Source organism: Sphingomonas sp. DC4900, assembly GCF_049896485.1.
Lineage (GTDB): Bacteria > Pseudomonadota > Alphaproteobacteria > Sphingomonadales > Sphingomonadaceae > Sphingomonas > Sphingomonas aquatilis.
Genome location: NZ_JAFCUK010000003.1, coordinates 15,638 through 32,700 on the forward strand (window position 1 = coordinate 15,638; position 17,063 = coordinate 32,700).

At 68.7% G+C, this 17,063-nt stretch carries 13 protein-coding genes; 11 read left to right on the forward strand and 2 right to left on the reverse strand.

What is annotated here, in order from left to right:
* Positions 1–68 precede the first annotated feature (68 nt).
* Complete coding sequence (gene putA / locus ACP690_RS04615; protein ID WP_426260505.1) at positions 69–3,680, forward strand: trifunctional transcriptional regulator/proline dehydrogenase/L-glutamate gamma-semialdehyde dehydrogenase; 3,612 nt, start codon at positions 69–71, stop codon at positions 3,678–3,680.
* A gap of 22 nt (positions 3,681–3,702) precedes the next feature.
* On the opposite strand, the gene pcaF is transcribed toward putA, so the two are convergent.
* Together pcaF and ACP690_RS04625 are read right to left on the reverse strand one after the other, a co-directional pair.
* A complete protein-coding gene (gene pcaF, locus ACP690_RS04620; protein ID WP_426260504.1) occupies positions 3,703–4,905 on the reverse strand; it encodes a 3-oxoadipyl-CoA thiolase in 1,203 nt (400 codons plus the stop codon).
* An 88-nt stretch (positions 4,906–4,993) separates the two neighbouring features.
* Complete coding sequence (locus ACP690_RS04625) at positions 4,994–7,015, reverse strand: exopolysaccharide transport family protein (protein ID WP_426260503.1); 2,022 nt, start codon at positions 7,013–7,015, stop codon at positions 4,994–4,996.
* 162 nt (positions 7,016–7,177) lie between these two features.
* On the opposite strand from ACP690_RS04625, the gene ACP690_RS04630 reads away from it, so the two are divergent.
* The 10 genes from ACP690_RS04630 (at position 7,178) to ACP690_RS04675 (ending at position 17,063) form a co-directional block, all read left to right on the forward strand.
* Positions 7,178–7,942, forward strand: a complete 765-nt coding sequence (locus ACP690_RS04630) for a polysaccharide biosynthesis/export family protein (RefSeq protein ID WP_426260502.1) — start codon at positions 7,178–7,180, stop codon at positions 7,940–7,942.
* A 1-nt stretch (position 7,943) separates the two neighbouring features.
* On the forward strand, positions 7,944–8,081 hold the full coding sequence (locus ACP690_RS04635) for a hypothetical protein (protein ID WP_426260501.1): 138 nt from the start codon (positions 7,944–7,946) through the stop codon (positions 8,079–8,081).
* Complete coding sequence (locus ACP690_RS04640; RefSeq protein ID WP_426260500.1) at positions 8,078–9,208, forward strand: hypothetical protein; 1,131 nt, start codon at positions 8,078–8,080, stop codon at positions 9,206–9,208. Before ACP690_RS04635 ends, ACP690_RS04640 begins: the two co-directional genes overlap by 4 nt.
* Complete coding sequence (locus ACP690_RS04645; protein ID WP_426260499.1) at positions 9,205–10,542, forward strand: lipopolysaccharide biosynthesis protein; 1,338 nt, start codon at positions 9,205–9,207, stop codon at positions 10,540–10,542. Before ACP690_RS04640 ends, ACP690_RS04645 begins: the two co-directional genes overlap by 4 nt.
* Before the next feature lie 126 nt (positions 10,543–10,668).
* A complete protein-coding gene (locus ACP690_RS04650; protein WP_426260498.1) occupies positions 10,669–11,490 on the forward strand; it encodes a WecB/TagA/CpsF family glycosyltransferase in 822 nt (273 codons plus the stop codon).
* 41 nt (positions 11,491–11,531) lie between these two features.
* Positions 11,532–11,771, forward strand: a complete 240-nt coding sequence (locus tag ACP690_RS04655) for an acyl carrier protein (protein WP_221204590.1) — start codon at positions 11,532–11,534, stop codon at positions 11,769–11,771.
* Positions 11,761–12,972 carry an acyl-CoA dehydrogenase family protein gene (locus ACP690_RS04660; protein WP_426260497.1) on the forward strand — a complete coding sequence of 404 codons (1,212 nt, stop codon included), beginning with the start codon at positions 11,761–11,763 and terminating at the stop codon, positions 12,970–12,972. Before ACP690_RS04655 ends, ACP690_RS04660 begins: the two co-directional genes overlap by 11 nt.
* A gap of 9 nt (positions 12,973–12,981) precedes the next feature.
* Positions 12,982–13,887 (forward strand): amino acid--[acyl-carrier-protein] ligase, encoded by a 906-nt coding sequence (locus ACP690_RS04665; protein WP_426260496.1) that lies wholly within the window; start codon positions 12,982–12,984, stop codon positions 13,885–13,887.
* A 15-nt stretch (positions 13,888–13,902) separates the two neighbouring features.
* Positions 13,903–15,675, forward strand: coding sequence for a serine aminopeptidase domain-containing protein (locus ACP690_RS04670; protein WP_426260495.1), 1,773 nt, complete (start codon positions 13,903–13,905; stop codon positions 15,673–15,675).
* Positions 15,672–17,063 (forward strand): exopolysaccharide biosynthesis polyprenyl glycosylphosphotransferase, encoded by a 1,392-nt coding sequence (locus ACP690_RS04675; protein WP_426260494.1) that lies wholly within the window; start codon positions 15,672–15,674, stop codon positions 17,061–17,063. The genes ACP690_RS04670 and ACP690_RS04675 overlap by 4 nt, the downstream gene beginning before the upstream one ends.

The following is a 17,063-nucleotide window of genomic DNA, read 5'->3' on the forward strand; positions in this document are numbered from 1 at the left end:
GCGCGCATTTCGGACGGATCGCCAGCGCGAAAGTCGATATGGGCGGATCGCAGAGAGGACCTTCGCCCATGACCCGCCCGCCCTTCGCCGATTTCGCGCCGCCCGTCCGCCCGCAGACGCCGCTGCGCGCCGCGATCACCGCCGCCTATCGCCGGCCGGAGGCAGAGTGCCTCGCGCCGCTGCTCGATGCCGCGACGCTGCCCGACGCGATCGGCCGCGACGCCGCCGCGACGGCGACGGCGCTCGTCACCGCGCTACGCGCCAAGCACAAGGGCACCGGCGTCGAGGGGCTGGTGCAGGAATATGCGCTGTCCAGCCAGGAGGGCGTCGCGCTGATGTGCCTTGCCGAGGCGCTGCTGCGCATCCCCGATACGGCAACGCGCGACGCGCTGATCCGCGACAAGATCGCGGGCGGCGACTGGCGCAGCCACGTGGGCGATGGCCGCTCGCTGTTCGTCAATGCGGCGACCTGGGGCCTCGTCGTCACCGGCAAGCTGACCGGCAGCGTCAACGACAGCGGGCTGGGCGCCGCGCTCACCCGGCTGATCGCGCGCGCGGGCGAGCCGGTCATCCGCCGCGGCGTCGACATGGCGATGCGCATGATGGGCGAACAGTTCGTCACCGGCGAGACGATCGCCGAGGCGCTGAAGCGCGCCCGCCCACTGGAGGCGCGCGGCTTCCGCTACAGCTACGACATGCTGGGCGAAGCGGCGACCACGGCAGCGGATGCCGACCGTTATTATCGCGACTACGAAAACGCCGTGCGGGCGATCGGCGAGGCGTCGGCCGGCCGCGGCATCTTCGATGGGCCTGGCATCTCGATCAAGCTGTCGGCGCTCCACCCCCGCTACGTCCGCGCGCAGGCGGCGCGGGTGATGGGCGAGCTGCTGCCGCGCGTGAAGGCGCTCGCGGTGATGGCCAAGGGCTATGACATCGGCTTCAACATCGATGCCGAAGAGGCCGACCGGCTGGAGCTGTCGCTCGACCTGCTCGAAAGCCTCGCCACCGATCCCGATCTCGCCGGCTGGGATGGCCTTGGCTTCGTGGTGCAGGCCTATGGCAAGCGCTGCCCGTTCGTGATCGACTGGATCGTCGACCTCGCCCGTCGCGCCAACCGGCGGATTATGGTCCGGCTGGTCAAGGGCGCCTATTGGGATGCCGAGATCAAGCGGGCGCAGGTCGATGGCCTTGCCGACTTCCCGGTCTACACGCGCAAGATCCACACCGACGTCGCCTATATCGCCTGCGCGCGGAAACTGCTTGGCGCGCGCGATGCGGTGTTCCCGCAGTTCGCGACGCACAATGCGCAGACGCTCAGCACCATCTACCATCTGGCGGGCACCGACTTCACCGTCGGCGATTATGAATTCCAGTGCCTGCACGGCATGGGCGAACCGCTGTACGACGAAGTCGTCGGCGCGGAGAAGCTGAACCGCCCGTGCCGCATCTACGCGCCGGTCGGCACTCATGAGACGCTGCTCGCCTATCTCGTCCGCCGCCTGCTGGAAAATGGCGCGAACTCGTCCTTCGTCAATCGCATCGCCGATCCCGAAGTCTCGATCGCCGATCTGATCGCGGACCCCGTGGAGGCGGTGCGCGCGATGGCCGCGCCGGGGCAGAAGAACCCGCAGATCGCGCTGCCGCAGGACCTGTACGGCGCGCGCCGCAACTCCGCCGGGCTCGACCTCAGCGACGAAACCACGCTGGCGATGCTCAGCGAGACGATGGCGGGCGAAGGCCCGTGGGACGCCGGCGTCGTCGGCACCGCCCGCGCGGTGTTGAACCCCGCCGATCACCGCGACCGCGTCGGTACGGTGCTTGAGGTGTCGGTCGATCAGGCGCAGGCCGCCGCCCGCGCCGCGCAGGCCGCCGCGCCCGGCTGGGCCGCGACCACCCCGGCGGAACGCGCCGCGATGCTGGATCGCGCCGCCGACGCGATGCAGGCGCGCATGCCGCAGCTGCTGGCGCTGATCGTGCGCGAGGCGGGCAAGTCGCTGCCCAATGCCATCGCCGAGGTGCGCGAGGCGATCGACTTCCTGCGCTATTACGCCGAGCAGGCGCGCGCGACGCTCGGCACCGGCCATCGCCCGCTGGGGGTCGTCACCTGCATCAGCCCGTGGAATTTCCCGCTGGCGATCTTCATCGGACAGGTCGCCGCGGCGCTGGTCGCGGGCAATGCGGTGCTCGCCAAGCCCGCCGAGGAAACGCCGCTGATCGCCGCGCAGGGCGTCGGCCTGCTGCATGCGGCCGGCGTGCCGACCGACGTGCTGCACTTCGTGCCCGGCGATGGCGCGATCGGCGCGGCGTTGGTCGCGGCGCCCGAGACGATGGCGGTGATGTTCACCGGGTCGACCGAGGTCGCGCGGCTGATCCAGAAGGAACTCGCCAAGCGTTTGCTGCCCGATGGGTCTCCCATCCCCTTCATCGCCGAAACCGGCGGGCAGAATGCGATGATCGTCGATTCCTCCGCGCTCGCCGAACAGGTGGTGGCGGACGTCATCGCCTCCGCCTTCGACAGCGCGGGCCAGCGCTGTTCGGCGCTCCGCATCCTGTGCCTGCAAGAGGAGGTCGCCGACCGCACGCTCGCGATGATCAAGGGCGCGCTGCATGAGCTGTCGATCGGCCGCACCGATGCGCTGGCCACCGACATCGGCCCGGTCATCACCGCAGAGGCGAAGGCCAATATCGACGCGCATATCGCGAAGATGCGTGACGGCGGCCACCGCGTCGAACAGCTCGCGCTCGCGGGCGACACCGCGCACGGCACCTTCGTCGCGCCGACGATCGTCGAACTGTCCGACATCGCCGAGCTGGAGCGTGAGGTGTTCGGCCCGGTGCTGCACGTCGTCCGCTTCCGCCGCGCCGAACTGGACCGGCTGATCGACCGGATCAACGCCACCGGCTATGGCCTGACGTTCGGCCTGCACACGCGCCTCGACGAGACGATCGCGCATGTCACCAGCCGGGTGAAGGCGGGCAATCTCTACATCAACCGCAACGTCATCGGCGCGGTGGTGGGCGTGCAGCCGTTCGGCGGGCGCGGCCTGTCGGGCACGGGGCCCAAGGCGGGCGGGCCGCTGTACCTCGGCCGGCTGGTGTCGGGCGCGGATCTGCCGCCGGCAGTGGTATCGGACCATGCCGATCCTGCGGCGCGCGATCTGGCGCTGTGGCTGGAGGATCGGGGCGAGAGCGCGCTCGCCACGCGCGTTCGCGACGCGATCGCCACGTCGATGCTCGGCGCGGCGACCGAGCTGGCCGGCCCGGTCGGCGAGCGCAACCTCTACGCCCTCCATCCGCGCGGACGCGTGCTGCTGCTGCCACAGACGCGCGACGGCCTGATCGAACAGATCGGCGCCGCGCTCGCCTGCGGGAACGACGCGGTCGTCGGCGATGCAGGATCGCTGGCCACGGCGCTGGCCGTGCTGCCGCAGAGCGTCACCGCTCGCGTCCGCATCGCCGACGACTGGCGGCGTGCGCCGGCCTTCGCGGGCGCGCTGATCGAAGGCGAGGCCACGCACGTCTCCGCCGCGCTGGCCGCGCTCGCCGATCTGCCCGGCCCGATCGTACTGCCTCAGGCAGCGTGCGCGGGCTATCGCCTCGACTGGCTGGTCGAGGAGGTGTCGACCTCGATCAACACTACCGCGGCGGGTGGCAATGCCAGCCTGATGGCGATCGGCTGACCCACCGGCTGGGGCGCGTCGGTCAGACGCGCTCCAGCATCAGCGCGATCCCCTGCCCCACGCCAATGCACATGAAGGCCATCGCGTAGCGGCCGCCGCTGCGGTGCAGCTCCTCCACCGCGCTCATCACGATCCGCGCGCCCGACATGCCGAGCGGATGGCCCAAAGCGATCGCCCCGCCGTTGCGATTGACGCGCGGATCGTCCGCCGCGATGCCAAGGTCGCGCAGCGTCGCGATCGCCTGTGCGGCAAAGGCCTCGTTCAGCTCGATCACGTCGAGCTGGTCGAGGGCGATGCCGGTGATCCGGCACAGCTTGCGTGCCGCCTCGATCGGGCCGACGCCCATGATCCGCGGTGCGATCCCGGCCGCCGCCATGCCCAGCACCCGCGCGCGCGGCGTCAGGCCGTGCTGCGTCGCCGCCGCCTCGCTCGCCACCAGCATCGCCGCGGCGCCATCGTTCAGGCCCGAGGCATTGCCCGCGGTGACGGTGCCGTCCGCCCGCACGACGGGCTTCAGCTTCGCCAGCGCGTCGAGGCTGGTCGCGCGGGGATGCTCGTCGGTATCGAAGACGATCGGATCGCCCTTCCGCTGCGGGATCGTCACCGGCACGATTTCCGCCGCCAGCCGCCCGCTGGCGATCGCCGCCGCCGCCTTCTGCTGGCTGGCGAGGGCAAAGGCGTCCTGATCCTCGCGCGCCACGCGCCACTGGTCGGCGACATTCTCTGCGGTCTGCGGCATCGTATCGACGCCATAGGCCGCGTGCATCGCCGGGTTGATGAAGCGCCAGCCGAGCGTCGTATCCTCGATCTGCTGCGCCCGATCAAAGGCGCCGGCCGCCTTGCCCATCACATAGGGCGCGCGCGTCATGCTCTCGACGCCGCCCGCGATCCCCAACGTCGCATCGCCGCAGCGGATCGCCCGCGCGAGGCTGCCGACCGCGTTCAGCCCCGATCCGCACAGGCGGTTCACCGTCGCGCCCGGCACGCCATCGGGCAGGCCGGCGAGCAGCACCGCCATGCGCGCGACGTTGCGATTGTCCTCGCCCGCCTGATTGGCGCAGCCGAGCAGCACATCGTCCACCGCGCCCCAGTCGACCGACGGATTGCGCTCCATCAGCGCGCGCAACGGGATCGCGGCGAGGTCGTCGGCGCGCACGGTCGCGAGCGCGCCGTTCAATTTGCCGATCGGCGTGCGGATCGCGTCACAGATGAAGGCATCGGGCATCGGGCGTCCTCTCCAGCGTTTGCCGAAGGGCGTCGCCCCGAATGGCGTGCGTCGTCAAGCCGCTACGGGCCGGCGCGCGTTGCTTTGCCTAGGCGCGCCGCTCGATCAGCAGGCGGTACAGGCGCTGCGGGATATGCCAGCGCCGGCCGAGAAGGATCGCGCCGATCAGGACCGCGCCGGCATCGCGGAGCTGCGTCACCAACGTCCGCGCCACCGGGCGACGCGTCGCCTCCGCCTCGACCACGGGCACGACGACATCGACCGCCTGCGACAGCTCGATCCCCTCATACCCCACCGCCATCGGCGGCGCGGTGACGACGATATAGTCGAACCGCTCGCGCAGCTCGGCGAGCAGGCGCACGTCGCGCCGTTGCAGCGAACAGGCCGCAGTGCCGATGATCGTCGTCATCATGTCTTCGAACGGTTCGAGTTCCAGGCTCGCGGCCGTCTCCGGCACTGGCGCATCGCTGGCGAAGCGGACGAGCAGCACGCGCGCCCCGGCGCGGCGCGCCATTGCCCGGCCCAGGCCCAATGCGGCGGTTTGCAGGCTCATCCGCGAACTCGGCGCGACCAGCAGCACTGCCCGCCCGCTGCCCTGGTGGTGTGCGTCGACCGCCGCGATCAGCCGACTGTAATCGCGCGCCACGCCCTCGCCCTGTTCGGCGACCGGGGCGGCGAGCACGGGCAGGTGCAGCGCCCGCTCGACCTCCACCGGGGTCAGGAAGGTTTCGCGCAGGCTGCCAGCGATGAACACCGCCGCACCCGCGATCAGGATGCCGGCGAAGATGCTGCCCGCGATCAGCAGCAGCGGTGGGTTGGTGCGCCTGGTCGGGGGCGTCGGCGCCTCGATGACGCGGACGTTGGGGCTACCCGCCTCGGTCGTCTGGTTGAGCTGCACGCGCGCCTGTTCGACCTGCGACGACAGCGACTTGAAGCTGTCCGCCAGCACGTCGCGGTCGAGCTTCATCGTCGTCAGCCGGTCGCTGATCGCATTGAGTTGCGCCAGCCGCGCGCGCGACTGGCCGAGCTGCCCCGCCAGTTCGGCGCCGCGCGCCTCCGCGCCGGCCACCGTCGCGCGCGACTGGATCAACTTGTCCTTGGTCGAATCGAAATATTGGTTGCGGCCGGTGCGCTGCGTCATGACCAGCGACGATTTCTGCTGTGTGATCGTCGCCTGCAATGCGGCGATCTGCTTGTCGAGCTGCGTCACCTGCGGCGACGTCGCCATGAAGCGCGACGCCAGATCGGCGCGCTTGGCCTGAAGCCCCAGCAGCTGCGCCTGCATCTCGCCTAGCGCCCGCGCCGCCTCGGTATTGTCATTGTACAGGCGGATATCGGCGGGCACCGATTTGGCCTGACTGCTGAGGCTCGACAGGCTGCGGCGCCCGTCGGCCAGCTCCGCATCGCTTTCCAGCTTGCTCTTGCGCAGCAGGTCGTCCTGCGCGACCGCACCCGCCACCTGCGCGGCGATATCGACGATGCCGTTCTGCTGCTGATAGGCGGTGATCCGCGCGCTCGCTTCGTCCAGCTGGCGCTTGATCGCGTTACGCTGCTGTTCGAGGAAGGCGACGCGACCCGAGGTCAGCACCGTCGCGCGGCTTTCGAAATAGCGGCGGATCAGCTGGCGCAGCGCATCGGCGGCCTGTTGCGGATCGCGCGCCGTATAGGTCAGCTGAATGACGTTCGCTTCGTTCGCCTTGGTGACGTGCAGGTGCGACTGGAATTTCTCCAGCGCCGCGTTGATCTCCGCCGGCGAGGCGGCGGGGCCGAGCTGCGCGCGCACCACGTCGCGGTGCAGTTCCAGGCTGTCGAGCATCTGAAGTTCGACATTGGCGACCGCCCCCGGGTCGAGCACCTGCCCCGGCAAGGGCGCGCGCCCGGCGTCCTGCATGTCGTAGATGCCGGCGCTCAGCGGCAGCAGTCGCGCCTCGGCACTATAGCTCGGCGGCAACAGCAACGCGACGAGGATGCCCAGCCCGATGATCGATCCCGCGACGATCAGCGCGAGTCGGCGATAATAGAAAATGCCGTTCAGCAGGTCGCGCAGTGCGAATTGCCCGTGGCGCGTCTCCGTTTCCTGCTGCTCGGACGAAGACGTGAAATCAAGCATCTGGTGGATTGTCCAAGGCTGCTGGAAAGGGCTGGTGCGCCTTATGGTCGGTTCCTCTTACCTTTCCATTAAGCCTTCCGCTATATCGACTTAGCGGAAGCGACCCGTCCCGTGTCTTGCAGTGGGACGGCCGGGTGGCGCGCGGGCAACGGGACGGTGACGATGGGCAGATACGGCTTGGCGACCATGGCGGCGGTGCTGGCGCTGGTTGCGCCGACGATGGACGCGCTGGCGCAGGTGGCGCCGGTCGGGCGGACGCCCGTGCGTAGGACGATGGCATCGACGCCAGCCCCCGCCCCCGCTCCCGCCCCTGCCCCGGTGATCGATCGCACCGCCTATCGGATCGCGCCCGGCGACGAGCTGGCGATCAGCTTCCCCTACAACGCCGAACTGGATCACGCCGGGCCGGTCGGTCCCGATGGCCGCATCGCGATTCCACTCGTTGGGAACGTCCCCGTCGGCGGCCGCACGATCGATGAGGTCGCGGCGCTCATCTCGGCCGATCTGCGCCGGCAGGGCGTGGTGGAGGATGCCCGCCCGACGGTGGCGGTGCGGCAATATGGCGGCGTCGTCTATGTCGGTGGCGAGGTCCGCCAGCCCGGCCCGGTAAAACTCACCGCGACGATGGACCCGATGCAGGCGGTGATCGGCGCCGGTGGTCTGCTCGACACCGCGCGCACGCGCAAGGTGGTGGTGATCCACCGCAATGCCGACGGCACGATCGCGCAGCGTCAGGTCGATCTGAAGGCCTATACGAAGAACGGCATCGCGACCGGCATCGACCTGCAATCGCAGGATATCGTGTTCGTCCCGCGCTCGTCGATCGCCGAGGCCAATCTGTGGATCGACCAGCATATCAACAAGCTGCTGCCGTTCAGCCGCAGCCTGAACTACAATCTGGGCGGCGGAGCCGTTTTCGGCCGCTGACATGACCGCCGCGACGCGCGCCCTGCCTTTTCCGCGACGCAGCCTGCGCGGCTGGATGCAGGCGGCCGACGTCCGCTGGGCCTATGTCGCGCTTCTCGTCGCGCTCTGCCGCTGTTCGGGCAGAGCTTCCATTATGTGAAGCTGCTCAAGCCCGCCTGGGCCCTGTCCAAGGCATTTCCGCTGCTGTCGCTGCCGCTGTGCCTGATCCTGTTCGCCGGGCGCCGGCCGGAAGGGTCGCGGCAGATGGTCGTGACGATCCTGTGGCTGGTGCTCGTCCCCACCTTCATCTCGCTCTTCACCTTCCAGCAGACCTTCTTCATCGCGCTGGCATCGCAGCTCAAGTTGTTGCCGCTGCTCTACATCTTCTCGCTGCTCGGGCTTTTGCGCTGGCTGCGGCCGACGCTGCGCGAGATCGCCGCCGCCTTCCTGATCTGTGCGGTCGTCACCTTCGTCCTGTTGCTCGCGATCTGGCGGCTGGCGCCGCAATCGGCCTATGCCGAACATTATGTGGCGGGCGATTCCCCGCTTCTGTCGGCGGACGCCCGCGGCAATCGCATCCGCATGCCAATGTACTTCGGCCTGATCGGCATCCTCTACGCCTGGCGCCGCTGCACCGCGCGCTGGCAACCGCGCTGGTTCGCGGCCTGGGGGGCGGGCTTTGCCATGGTGTTCGGCCTCGTCCGCATGCGCACCTTCGTGCTCGGCCTGACGCTGATGGCGGCGATCAACGGCTTTCTCGCGGCGGGCCCGCGCCTGCGGCTGCTGATGCTGGCGCTCATTCCCTTCGCGCTCGCCGCGCTGTTTTCGGTGCCGTTCATGGCGTCGATCTTCAGCACCGACAAAGCCTTCGCGTTCGACGTCCGCTATATCTCGACGATGAAGGCGATCGGTTTTCTTGGCACCGATCCGTTTCGCTGGATTTTTGGCGTCGGCACGATCAGCCCGATCGATCCCGCCGGGTTGATGACCTATTTCAATCACTTCTTCTTTCTGGGTGACATCACCTGGATGGGGATCATCTTCGAATATGGCATCATCGGCGCGCTGCTGATCGCGGCCGTCCCCTTGCGCGGCGTGCTGCTGATGGATAGCGGCCGCCGCCTGCATGACACGCCCTTCCTCGCCGCGCTGCGCGACTATCTCGTCTATTCGCTGCTGATATCGGAAATGCTTCCCATGACCCTCGCCCCTGGGGAGATTACGTCGATCATGGCGATCGCCCTCTACGCCCGCGAGCTGCCTAGGGCGGGGGGGCGCCGTCGATGAGCAGCGCGGCCGATCACTCGCTGCTGCGTCGCCTGCACCAGCGCTATGGCGGGTCGCTGGTGACGGTCGGCACGCGGCTGATCGACATTCCATGCCGATACGGCATGCACCTGATGATCGCGCTGCGCCTGTCGCTGGATCAGGTCGGTGCCTTCTACATCGTGTTCGGCGCGCTCATGATCGCATCGGGCCTTGGCCGCCTGGGGATCGACCGCGCGCTGACGCGCGAGATGGCACGGCTGCTCGCCGCGGAGGATGCGGCGGGCGCACGGGCGGCGATGCGGCGGGCGGCGATCATGGTGCTGCTGTTGTCGCTCACGCTGACCGCCCTGGCGTTGCTCGCGGCCTGGCCCCTCGCCGCCTATGTGATGCGCAAGCCCGACATGGCACCGCTGTTCGTCATCGGCGCGCTGGCCATCCTGCCGCAGAATTTCGCCAATCTCGTCGCGGGTGCGCTCGCCGGGCTGCACCGGGTCACGCAGAGCCAGATCGTCTATACCTGGCTGTGGCCGGGGCTGTTCTGCGTCCTGGTGTTCGCGCTGCCGATGTCGGATGCGCATGCGCTGGCAGCCGTGGCGGCGAGTATGACGCTCGCGACGCTGATCGGCGGCGTGATGCTGCTGCGCGATCTGCCGGCGGTGACGCCGGGCCGGCCGTCCAATCCGCCCGAACCCCTGCTCGGCACCGGCCTGTCGCTGTTCAGCCTGGAACTGGTGCAGCTTCTCATCAGCGCGGCACCGCCCTTCATCCTCGGCATCATGGCCTCTACGGATGAGGTGGGCCTGTACGCCATCGCCTGGCGGGTCGTGCTGGTGATCTACATGTTCGTCAGCGGCGTCGCGTCGATGGTCGCGCCGCGCTTCGCCCGGCTCTATATGATCGGCGACCTCGCCGGCCTGCGGCAAGAGGCCGCGCGCGCCATCGCCCTGGCGCTGACGCTCGCGATCCCGCCGATCCTCGCCGTCATCGTGTTCCCGGACCGGATTCTCGCTCTGTTCGGCCAGCAATTCCTGCCCGCCGCCACCGCGCTTCATGTCCTAATCATTGGCCAATTAGCCGCCGCGCTCACCACCACTACGCCGGAACTGCTCGGCATGACCGGCTATGCGCGCGCGCTGCTGCGCGTCAACGGCCTGGCGACGCTCGTCCTGATCGGCGGGCTGGTGCTGCTGTCGGCGCCTTTGGGCGCGCAGGGCGCGGCGATCGCGACGAGTGCGACGATGCTGGTCAACGCGATCGGATGCAGCCTGATCGCGCGCGACACATTGGGCTTCACGCCGCTGGGTGCCGTCTACGCGATGTGGCAGAACCGCCGGACAGCGTTACCGCAATGAGCGACCGGCTCGACGTGGCCGATAAATGCCCGCTATGTTGTCATAAATTCCTTGGCGGCTGGGGCCGGAAAACGCAATGTTAAGCCTTTGTGGCCTAAGGAGTTTTCAAGCCCGTTTCCGGAGTCCGTGGTCTTGACGTCCGACACTACGACCGATCCGAACCACGGCGAACCCTATCAGGGAGTGGAACGCCGCCTGCGTAAGCCGGTTCTGGGCATGCGCATCCGCGATCTCGATGAAAACGGCGCGGCGCAATACATGCTGCAGACGCCGCGCAGCGCCGACGAAGGCTTGGGAGTGTTCGTCACGCCCAACATCCAGCACATCGCGCTGGCGCGGAAGGACGACGAGTTCCATCGCGCGCTACAAAGCGCCCAGATCATCGTCGCGGACGGGTTTCCGGTCTATCGCTTCGCAAAGCTGCGCGGCCTCTCGCTGCCGGGCCGCGTTGCCGGGCGCGCCGTGATCGAGCGGATGTTCGCCGACCCCGCCGCGCTGGCGGGCCACAGAGGGTTCTTCGTCGTCGACAGCCGCGCCACGGCGGAGGGCATCGAATGCTGGCTGAAGGACTTTGCACCCGCCTTCGCGGTCAAGACGCTGGTGCCGCCGTTCGGCTTTGAGAAAGACGCCGCCTATTGCCGCTCGCTCGCCGATGCGATCTCGACCTTCGATGCGACCCTGATCTTCCTGTGCGTCGGCGCGCCCAAGAGCGAATTGTTCGCCTATCGCTATCGCGCGCTGCTGCCGCCGGCATGGGCGTTGTGCGTCGGTCAGTCGTTCCGATTGCTGCTCGGCATGAATGCCCCCCCACCCGACCTGATGGTGCGCCTCAACCTGGAATGGCTGTGGCGCATCGTCCTAGAGCCGCGACGCATGCTACAGCGCTATGGGCCCAGTACGATCGGCTTTCTGCGTGCAGCGGTCGCAGACCTGCGTCAGTCGCGTTAAATCCATCTCATCTTGCTGAGGATATTTTCGTGGAAGACCAATTGCGCAACATCCTCGACGACGCCGGCGGGCTGTTGAAGCCGGCAGCGTCGCTGTCGCCGCGCGACGACCTGTTCGCCGCCGGTCTCACCTCGTTCAAAACCGTGGGCGTGATGCTCGCGATCGAAGAGGAATTCGACGTGGTGTTTCCGGACCAGCTGCTCACGCGTGCGACCTTCAGCAGCATCGCCGCGCTGACGGCTGCGATCGAGAGCATTCGGGGGGATGCCGATGCTGCATGATCCGTCCGCGACCGGACGTGCGATGGCCGCCGCGATGGAGCGGGTCGTCGCTGTCGCCGCCGCGCATGCCGACGCGGTGGATCGGGAAGGCCGTTTTCCCGTCGAGGCCGTCGCGGCGTTAAGGCAGGAAGGGCTACTCGGCGCGCTGGTGCCGGTCGCGCTGGGTGGCAGCGGTGCGACGATGGCGGAGATCGTCGGCCAATGCCAACGATTGGGCCGCGTCTGCGCATCGACCGCGATGGTCTATGCGATGCACCACAGCCAGCTTGCCTGCCTGATAATGCATGCGCTGGACGAACCCTGGCAGCGCGATTTCGCGCGCCGGATCGCGACCGAGAATTTGCTGATCGCCTCGATCACGTCGGAAGTCGGCATCGGCGGCGACATGCGGTCGAGCCGGTGCGCGGTCGATATACAGGATGGCCGCTTCACGATGGAAAAGCAGGCGCCCACCGTCTCCTACGGCGATTACGCCGATGTCTTCTTCGTGACCGCGCGCACCCATGCCGAGGCGCCGCCGTCCGATCAGGTGCTCGTCGTCGTGCCGCGCGAGGACGCCTCGTTCGAATCGACGGGCGGCTGGGACGCGCTGGGCATGCGCGGCACCAGCACGGTCGGCTTCACCTTCCGCGCCGAAGGCGTGGCCGCGCAGATCATGGCCGTACCCTTCGCCGATATCGCCGCCGAGGCGATGGTGCCCGCATCGCACCTAATGTGGGGCGGCGTCTGGACCGGCATCGCGGTCGAGGCGCTGACCCGCGCGCGCACCTTCCTGCGCACCGCCGCGCGCCGCCAGCCCGGCCAGACGCAGCCCGGCGCGCATCGCCTGATGCACGCCGCCGGCCTGCTCGACGGCATGCAGGCGCGGCTGCGCACGCTGATCGACCGGTTTGACGCCACCTATGCGCTCGGCAGCGACCGCGCCGTGGCCGATCCGCAAGAGACGGGCTGGCCGCAAGGGATGGCGCGCGCGACCGTACTCAACATGCTGAAGCACGACGTATCGACGCAATGCCATGAGGTGGTGCTGGAGGCGCTGCGCATCTGCGGCATGGCCGGATATCGCAACGGCACCGAATTCAGCATCGGCCGTCATCTGCGCGACATCCTGTCGGCGCAGCTGATGATCAACAACGACCGCATCGCCAGCGGCACCGGCGCCATGCTGTTCGCACAGCGCGCTGAACTGGGAACGCTCTGAACCATGGACATGCCCACCAGTTTCCGCACCCGCCTGATCGAGGCCGGCCTTGTCTTCCCGACCGGCATCGACGGCCTGTGGGGTCGCAGCGGCACGTTCGAGGCGGTGTTCGACGGCCTGGAGCGCGCGATCACCGCGGCGGGGCTGAAGGACAAGCCCGAAGTCATGCGCTTTCCGCCCGCGATGGCGCAGAAGACGTTCGAAAAGAGCGGCTATATGAAGAATTTCCCGCACTTCGCGGGAACGGTGCATTGCTTCTGCGGGGACGACCGCGCGCATCACAAGCTGATGAGTCAGATGGAGCGCGGCGAGGATTGGATGGGGAACCAGCAACCCGCCGATCTCGTGCTGACGCCCGCCGCCTGTTACGCGGTCTACCCGATCGTCGCCGAACGCGGCGTGCTGGCCGAGGACGGTCATCTGGTCGACGTGGCCTCATACTGCTTCCGCCACGAACCCTCGCTGGAGCCGACACGCCTGCAGCTGTTCCGCATGCGCGAATATGTGCGGATCGGCACGCCCGAACAGGTGCTCGCCTTCCGCGCCGACTGGATGGAGCGCGGGCAGGACTTCGTCCGCACGCTGGAGCTGCCGTTCGAGGTCGACGTCGCCAACGATCCGTTCTTCGGCCGTGCGGGCAAATTGCTCGCCGACAATCAGCGGATGCAGAATCTGAAGTTCGAGCTGCTGGTGCCGGTCAATGACGGCGCCGGACCCACGGCCTGCCTCAGCTTCAACTATCACATGACCTATTTCGGCGATACCTGGAACATCCGGACGCCCGATGGCGCGCCGGCGCAGACCGCCTGTTGCGCGTTCGGCATGGAGCGGCTGGTGCTGGCGTTGCTGCGTCATCACGGCTTCGACCTTACCGCCTGGCCCGCGGGCGTGCGCGCGACGCTGGGCCTCGACTGAGCGCATCCGATGGCGATGACCCCGATCTATATCGATGGCCGGTTCGGCTGGCTGCATGCGCCGGCCGACGGCGCACACGCGCCGGTCGGTGTCGTGCTGTGCCCCGCCTTCGCGCAGGAAGAGGTGTGTACACATTACGGCCTGATGGCGCTGGGCGAGGCGCTTGCCGCGCGCGGGGTCGCGGCGGTCCGTTTCGATTATGGCGGGACCGGGGATTCGATCGACGGGCCAGTGACGCTGGACGGGCTGATCGCCGATGCCGAAGCGGCGGCGGCCTGGCTCCGCGGCCATGCCCACGTCGATCGCGTGATGCTGGCCGGCGTGCGATTGGGCGCGGCGATCGCTATGCTGGCGGCGAAGCGGCTGAATGATGTCAGCGCCCTCGTCCTGCTCGCGCCGGTACTGTCAGGTCAGGCGTTCCTGCGGGAAACCCGTGCCTCGGCGGCGGTGGCGAGCCTCTCCGGCCTCGACCCCGTCCCGCCTCTGGAGAGCGATCAGCCGCTCAACACCAACGGCTTCCGCTGGACTGCCGCCTTCCAGCGCGAAGTGGCGGCGATCGACCTGACGGCCGTAGAGGCGCCCGTCGAGACGGCGCTGTTCGTGCCGCCGCGGACGGACCGGCGTTCGGGCAAGCTGGCGCAACGCTGGCGCGACGCGGGCGGTGCGGCCACCGAACTGTCCTTCGCCGACTATGACGGCTGGATGCAGGATCCCACGACCAACGAGACGCCGGTCGACACCTTCGCCGCCGTCGCCGATTGGGTGGCCCGGCACGCCGGAACGCCCGCGGGCGCCCCCATCGCGCCACTGCGTGACGACCCAATGCTCGCCACCGACACCTATATCGAAGAGCCGCTACGCTTCGGTCCGGACGACGCGCTGTTCGGCATGCTGTGCCGGCCCGCCAGCCGCCGGGCGGCGCCGGTCGCGGCATTGTTGATGCACGAGGGCAGCACCCATCACATCGGCAACGGGCGCGCCTATGTGCGCCTCGCCCGCCGGCTGGCGGCAGAGGGCTTCGCCTCGCTGCGAATGGACCTGACCGGCATGGGCGACAGCCCCGCGGGCGACAATCCGCGCCACCCGCATTACGACCCCGAACGCATTCCCGAAGGCGTCGCCAGCCTCGATTGCCTGGAGGCCCATGGCTTCCCCCGCGCGATCGTCGCCGGCCTGTGTTCGGGCGCGCACACCGCCTTGCAGGTGACGCTCGCCGACGAACGCGCGGTGGGTAGCGTGGTGCTCAACCTGCAAAAGTTCATCTGGCATTATGGCGACGATATCCGCGTCGCGGTGCGCGACAACAAACGGTCGCTGAAGGGCTATATCCGCGCGATGCGCAATCCGGGCGAATGGCGCCGGATGCTGAAGGGCGAGGCCGACCTGCCCGGTATCGCCCGCGTTCTCGCCAAGCGGAGCGCCGTCCGCCTGCGTCACGCGGCGACCAGCCTGCTGCCGCCCAAGCCCGGATCGGAAGCTGCGCAGGTTCGCGAACAGCTCCAGACGCTGTCGGCGCGCGGTGCCCACGTCCACCTCGTCTTCAGCGACGAGGACCCCGGCCTTGCCGACATGGGCATGAAGCTCGGCCGTGGCGCGCGCCTGCTCCGCCAATATCCGCCTGTCCGGATGGTCACGCTCGACCGCGCCGACCATCACTTCAACGGCACACTGGCGCGCGATCGGCATATCGAGATGATGATCGCCGCGATGACCGACACGGTCGCCGCGCATGGTGCCGGCCTGCCCTCCGCCTCGCCGCGGACGGAGCTGCCGGCGGCGGCCGAGTGACCCAGGCCGCTTCGGTGCGGCCCGAAGCGGCCAGCGGCACGATAGCCGGGCGCGGATTTCGCCTCGGCATCTATGCGGCGCTGATCACGCTGGATCTCACCGCGCTGCTCGCGTCCTTCACCTTGGCCGGCGCGGTCACGTTGAACGACGCACTCGACGTCTGGGTGGTCAACGATCTCGCGGTGCTGCTGCCGATCTATTGCGGCATCGTGCTGCAGCGGAAGCCGTACAGCGGCCGGTTCTTCCAGAACTGGCGGCGGACGACGCGCGATGCGGTGACGGCGCTGCTGACCGCGACGGGAACGGCGCTGCTGCTGGTGTCGTATTTGCATGCCGAAGTCGATGTGTCGTTCCGCCTGCTGCTGGCCGGGGTCGTGATCGCCGCCGCGCTGATGGTGGCGGGCCGCTGGGCCCTGCACGAACTCGCCGAAGCGCATACCGGCGGCTGGCATATCGCCACGATGGTCGTCATCGACGGCATTCAGCCCGCCGCGCTGCACGATCCATCGATCGCGCGGCTGCCGGCGATCGACATGACCGGCATCGACATCACGGCACCCGCGCTGCCCCACCATATCCTCGCGACCTTCAGCGAACGGACCGCCGACGCCGAGCGCGTCATCGTCGCCTGCGCGGCGGACCGGCGCGAGGCCTGGGCGCGACTGCTCCGCGGTGCCAACGTCCAAGGCGAAGTGCTGCTGCCCGAATGGCAGAGCTTGGCGCCCGTCCGCCTCTCGCACCTTGCCGACATGCCGAGCGCGGTCGTGTCGCTAGGGCCGCTCGATACGCGCAGCCGCCTGCTCAAGCGCGCCTTCGACCTGTCGGTCGCGGGGGGCGCATTGGTGCTGCTCTCCCCGATCCTGTTCCTCACCGCGCTGGCGATCAAGCTCGACAGCCGCGGGCCGGTGCTGTTCCGCCAGCCACGCGTCGGGCGCGGCAATCGGCTGTTCCGCGTCCTGAAGTTCCGCAGCATGCGCGTCGATGGCGCCGATCTGGCGGGCGATCGGTCGACGCAGCGCGGCGACCCGCGCGTCACCCGCGTCGGCCGCTTCATCCGCGCGACCAGCATCGACGAGCTGCCGCAGGTGTTCAACGTGTTGCGGGGCGAGATGAGCATCGTCGGCCCGCGGCCCCACGCGCTCGGCAGCCTGGCGGGCGACCGGTTGTTCTGGGATGTCGAGCCCCGCTATTGGCAGCGGCACGCGATCAAGCCCGGCATCACCGGCCTTGCGCAGGTCCGCGGCTATCGCGGCGCGACCGAACATGCCGACGACCTGCATGGCCGCGTCGACCACGATTTGGCCTATCTGCGCGGCTGGACGCTGTTCCGCGACCTGCGTATCATCCTGATGACGCTACGGGTGCTGGTTCATCGCAACGCCTTTTGA